Annotated in this window: 2 tRNA genes and 3 rRNA genes; all 5 read left to right on the plus strand. The window is 46.8% G+C overall.

What is annotated here, in order from left to right:
- Nucleotides 1-201 precede the first annotated feature (201 nt).
- A 16S ribosomal RNA gene (locus tag A1704_RS08865) occupies nt 202-1,718 on the plus strand.
- A gap of 220 nt (nt 1,719-1,938) precedes the next feature.
- Nucleotides 1,939-2,012: transfer RNA gene (locus tag A1704_RS08870), tRNA-Ile, on the plus strand.
- 86 nt (nt 2,013-2,098) lie between these two features.
- A tRNA-Ala gene (locus tag A1704_RS08875) sits at nt 2,099-2,172 on the plus strand.
- Between the two features lie 153 nt (nt 2,173-2,325).
- Nucleotides 2,326-5,080 (plus strand): 23S ribosomal RNA (locus tag A1704_RS08880).
- A gap of 160 nt (nt 5,081-5,240) precedes the next feature.
- Nucleotides 5,241-5,348: ribosomal RNA gene (gene rrf / locus A1704_RS08885) — 5S ribosomal RNA — on the plus strand.
- The 16S, 23S and 5S rRNA genes sit together here with 2 tRNA genes alongside, the layout of an rRNA operon.
- The last annotated feature ends 58 nt before the right edge of the window (nt 5,349-5,406 follow it).

Consider the following 5,406-nt stretch of genomic DNA (forward strand, 5'->3'; position numbering starts at 1 on the left):
AAAAAACTTTAAAATTTTCTTCAAAAACATTTGGTCATTAAAAAATAAAGTTTTACTTTTGCACTCGCAAATACGGAGCGACACTGACAGAGAGATTGCTTCGTTGAAAAGCGAAAGATATAAAGATCATTGACATACAATATAACAACCAAGTAAGGAAAAACTAAAGCGTTAAAAACTTTGAGTGAGTCAGACAAACATACAATGGAGAGTTTGATCCTGGCTCAGGATGAACGCTAGCGGGAGGCCTAACACATGCAAGCCGAGCGGTAGAGATCTTTCGGGATCTTGAGAGCGGCGTACGGGTGCGGAACACGTGTGCAACCTGCCTTTATCTGGGGGATAGCCTTTCGAAAGGAAGATTAATACCCCATAATATACTGGATGGCATCATTCGGTATTGAAAACTCCGGTGGATAGAGATGGGCACGCGCAAGATTAGATAGTTGGTGAGGTAACGGCTCACCAAGTCTACGATCTTTAGGGGGCCTGAGAGGGTGATCCCCCACACTGGTACTGAGACACGGACCAGACTCCTACGGGAGGCAGCAGTGAGGAATATTGGACAATGGGTGAGAGCCTGATCCAGCCATCCCGCGTGAAGGACGACGGCCCTATGGGTTGTAAACTTCTTTTGTATAGGGATAAACCTACCCTCGTGAGGGTAGCTGAAGGTACTATACGAATAAGCACCGGCTAACTCCGTGCCAGCAGCCGCGGTAATACGGAGGGTGCAAGCGTTATCCGGATTTATTGGGTTTAAAGGGTCCGTAGGCGGATCTGTAAGTCAGTGGTGAAATCTCACAGCTTAACTGTGAAACTGCCATTGATACTGCAGGTCTTGAGTGTTGTTGAAGTAGCTGGAATAAGTAGTGTAGCGGTGAAATGCATAGATATTACTTAGAACACCAATTGCGAAGGCAGGTTACTAAGCAACAACTGACGCTGATGGACGAAAGCGTGGGGAGCGAACAGGATTAGATACCCTGGTAGTCCACGCCGTAAACGATGCTAACTCGTTTTTGGAATGTAAGTTTCAGAGACTAAGCGAAAGTGATAAGTTAGCCACCTGGGGAGTACGAACGCAAGTTTGAAACTCAAAGGAATTGACGGGGGCCCGCACAAGCGGTGGATTATGTGGTTTAATTCGATGATACGCGAGGAACCTTACCAAGGCTTAAATGGGAAATGACAGGTTTAGAAATAGACTTTTCTTCGGACATTTTTCAAGGTGCTGCATGGTTGTCGTCAGCTCGTGCCGTGAGGTGTTAGGTTAAGTCCTGCAACGAGCGCAACCCCTGTCACTAGTTGCCATCATTAAGTTGGGGACTCTAGTGAGACTGCCTACGCAAGTAGAGAGGAAGGTGGGGATGACGTCAAATCATCACGGCCCTTACGCCTTGGGCCACACACGTAATACAATGGCCGGTACAGAGGGCAGCTACACTGCGAAGTGATGCAAATCTCGAAAGCCGGTCTCAGTTCGGATTGGAGTCTGCAACTCGACTCTATGAAGCTGGAATCGCTAGTAATCGCGCATCAGCCATGGCGCGGTGAATACGTTCCCGGGCCTTGTACACACCGCCCGTCAAGCCATGGAAGTCTGGGGTACCTGAAGTCGGTGACCGTAACAGGAGCTGCCTAGGGTAAAACAGGTAACTAGGGCTAAGTCGTAACAAGGTAGCCGTACCGGAAGGTGCGGCTGGAACATCTCATTTTAGAGCGTCTTAGGACGTTAAACAAAATCAGTATCGTAAGATACAAAATACTTACTTAAAGCATAGCTTTAGTTTTTTGTTTGGTTGATATATAAAAATACAAAACCCACTAGAAATTAGTAAAGGGATTGAGAGAGGCAAAGAAGATAAAAGCAGAGAGAGAAAGACGAAGAAATTAGTCTATTATCTATCAGTCTATCATCTTTTACGTCTAAAAGACAGTCTCGTAGCTCAGCTGGTTAGAGCGCTACACTGATAATGTAGAGGTCGGCAGTTCGAGCCTGCCCGAGACTACTAATTGAAAGACAGGAAGAGATCAGCTATTAGACATCAGACATTTAGGTCTGAGATCTGGAATCTGATATCTAAAGTCTACTAGAGGGGAATTAGCTCAGCTGGCTAGAGCGCCTGCCTTGCACGCAGGAGGTCAAGGGTTCGACTCCCTTATTCTCCACAGTTTTGGAAGACTGATTTAAAAGTTACGAATGGAGCCAAAAACAACATTTGTTCATCAGTTTGAAAGAAAGAAATTAAGATCATTGACATTAACGGTAAAGACATCACAAAGAGAAAACCGAGCGCATAAAGCGCTTGAGTAACCAATAGGAAAGAAATCGTTAAGGGCGTATGGCGGATGCCTAGGCTTTCAGAGGCGACGAAGGACGTGGTAAGCTGCGAAAAGCTGCGGGGATTGGCACACACGAATTGATCCGCAGATATCCGAATGGGGCAACCCGGCATATTGAAGATATGTCACCTCGCAAGAGGAGCAAACCCGGAGAACTGAAACATCTAAGTACCCGGAGGAAAAGAAATCGAAGAGATTCCGTAAGTAGTGGCGAGCGAAAGCGGATTAGCCCAAAAGTCTTTTTATGTTTAGAGGAATGTTCTGGAAAGAACAATCATAGAAGGTGATAATCCTGTACTCGAAAGGCATATAGAGATGATAAATGAGTAGGGCGGGACACGTGAAATCCTGTCTGAATATGGGGGGACCATCCTCCAAGGCTAAATACTCCTGAAAGACCGATAGTGAACAAGTACTGTGAAGGAAAGGTGAAAAGCACTTCGAATAGAAGGGTGAAATAGAACCTGAAACCGTACGCCTACAAGCGGTCGGAGCAGCGTAATGCTGTGACGGCGTGCCTTTTGCATAATGAGCCTACGAGTTAATTTTACTAGCGAGGTTAAGGTATTAAGTACCGGAGCCGGAGCGAAAGCGAGTCTGAATAGGGCGCATAGTTAGTAGGATTAGACGCGAAACCTTGTGATCTACCCATGGGCAGGTTGAAGCTCTGGTAACACAGAGTGGAGGACCGAACCGGTTGACGTTGAAAAGTCTTCGGATGACCTGTGGGTAGGGGTGAAAGGCCAATCAAACTGGGAGATAGCTCGTACTCTCCGAAATGCATTTAGGTGCAGCGTCGTATATAAGTTTATTAGAGGTAGAGCTACTGATTGGATGCGGGGGTTTCATCGCCTACCAATTCCTGACAAACTCCGAATGCTAATAAATGTTCTACGGCAGTGAGGGCATGGGTGCTAAGGTCCATGTCCGAGAGGGAAAGAACCCAGACCAACAGCTAAGGTCCCAAAATATATGTTAAGTTGAAGCAACGCGGTTGGACTGCATTGACAGCTAGGATGTTGGCTTGGAAGCAGCCATTCATTTAAAGAGTGCGTAACAGCTCACTAGTCGAGCGGTCCGGCATGGATAATAATCGGGCATAAACATATTACCGAAGCTATGGATTTATATTTTAGATATATCTGGTAGGAGAGCATTCTATTTGCGCCGAAGCAGTACTGTGAGGTATTGTGGAGCGGATAGAAAAGAAAATGTAGGCATAAGTAACGATAAAGCAGGCGAGAAACCTGCTCACCGAAAGACCAAGGCTTCCTCAGCCATGCTAATCAGCTGAGGGTTAGTCGGGACCTAACGCGAACCCGAAAGGGGTAGTGGATGGACAATGGGTTAATATTCCCATACTTGCTCACAATAAAAGGGGACGGTTGGATGTAGCTGCTGGAGACTGACGGAATAGTCAAGGCCTAGCCTTCGGGCGAAGCTGCTGTAGTGTAATCTGATCCAAGAAAAGCCGAAGTGAAGCAACCCGTACCAAAACCGACACAGGTGGTCGAGGAGAGAATCCTAAGGTGCTCGAGTGAGTCGTGGCTAAGGAACTAGGCAAAATAGTCTCGTAACTTCGGAAGAAGAGACGCCAACAGCAATGTTGGCCGCAGTGAAGAGGCCCAGGCGACTGTTTATCAAAAACACAGGACTCTGCTAAATCGAAAGATGCTGTATAGGGTCTGACACCTGCCCGGTGCTGGAAGGTTAAGGAAGGTGCTTAGCGTAAGCGAAGGCATTAACTGAAGCCCCAGTAAACGGCGGCCGTAACTATAACGGTCCTAAGGTAGCGAAATTCCTTGTCGGGTAAGTTCCGACCTGCACGAATGGTGTAACGATCTGGGCACTGTCTCAGCCACGAGCTCGGTGAAATTGTAGTATCGGTGAAGATGCCGATTACCCGCAATGGGACGAAAAGACCCTGTGAACCTTTACTATAACTTCGTATTGACTTTGAGTAAGTAATGTGTAGGATAGGTGGGAGGCTTTGAAGCAGGCACGCTAGTGTTTGTGGAGCCGACGTTGAAATACCACCCTTTACTTACTTGGAGCCTAACTTCTTTTAGAAGGACATTGCGTGGTGGGTAGTTTGACTGGGGTGGTCGCCTCCAAAAGAGTAACGGAGGCTTTCAAAGGTACCCTCAGCACGCTTGGTAACCGTGCGTAGAGTGTAATGGCATAAGGGTGCTTGACTGTGAGACCTACAAGTCGATCAGGTGCGAAAGCAGGACATAGTGATCCGGTGGTTCCGTATGGAAGGGCCATCGCTCATAGGATAAAAGGTACTCCGGGGATAACAGGCTAGTCTCCCCCAAGAGCTCACATCGACGGGGAGGTTCGGCACCTCGATGTCGGCTCGTCACATCCTGGGGCTGGAGAAGGTCCCAAGGGTTGGGCTGTTCGCCCATTAAAGTGGCACGCGAGCTGGGTTCAGAACGTCGTGAGACAGTTCGGTCTCTATCTATTGCGGGCGTTAGATGTTTGAGAGGGCTTGATTCTAGTACGAGAGGACCGAATTGAACAAACCTCTGGTGTATCAGTTGTACCGCCAGGTGCACCGCTGAGTAGCTACGTTTGGAAGAGATAAGCACTGAAAGCATATAAGTGCGAAACTCGCCTCAAGATGAGACATCTTTTAAGGGTCGTTGTAGATGACGACGTTGATAGGCTATAGGTGTAAAGACAGTAATGTCATAGCCAAGTAGTACTAATTACCCGTAGATTTATAGTCTATGGTTACTAATATAAACCAGGTGCTTTATGCGCAGTGAAGGTTTTGTCTTTGTGAAAGTTTTTATCGCTTAAAACAGATGTCAGATATAAGACATCAGATACCAGACCTTGAAGTCTGAAATCTGAAATCTATCCTCTGATATCTTATATACCTTCTTTAGGGTGGTTTTAGCGGTGGGGCTCACCTGTTCCCATTCCGAACACAGAAGTTAAGCCCACCAGCGCCGATGGTACTGCTAACGCGGGAGAGTAGGCCGCCGCCAGTTTTTATTTTATTTTTAAAAAACCTTTATCTTTACGATAAAGGTTTTTTTGTTATATACC

Source organism: Chryseobacterium cucumeris, from assembly GCF_001593385.1.
Lineage (GTDB): Bacteria > Bacteroidota > Bacteroidia > Flavobacteriales > Weeksellaceae > Chryseobacterium > Chryseobacterium cucumeris.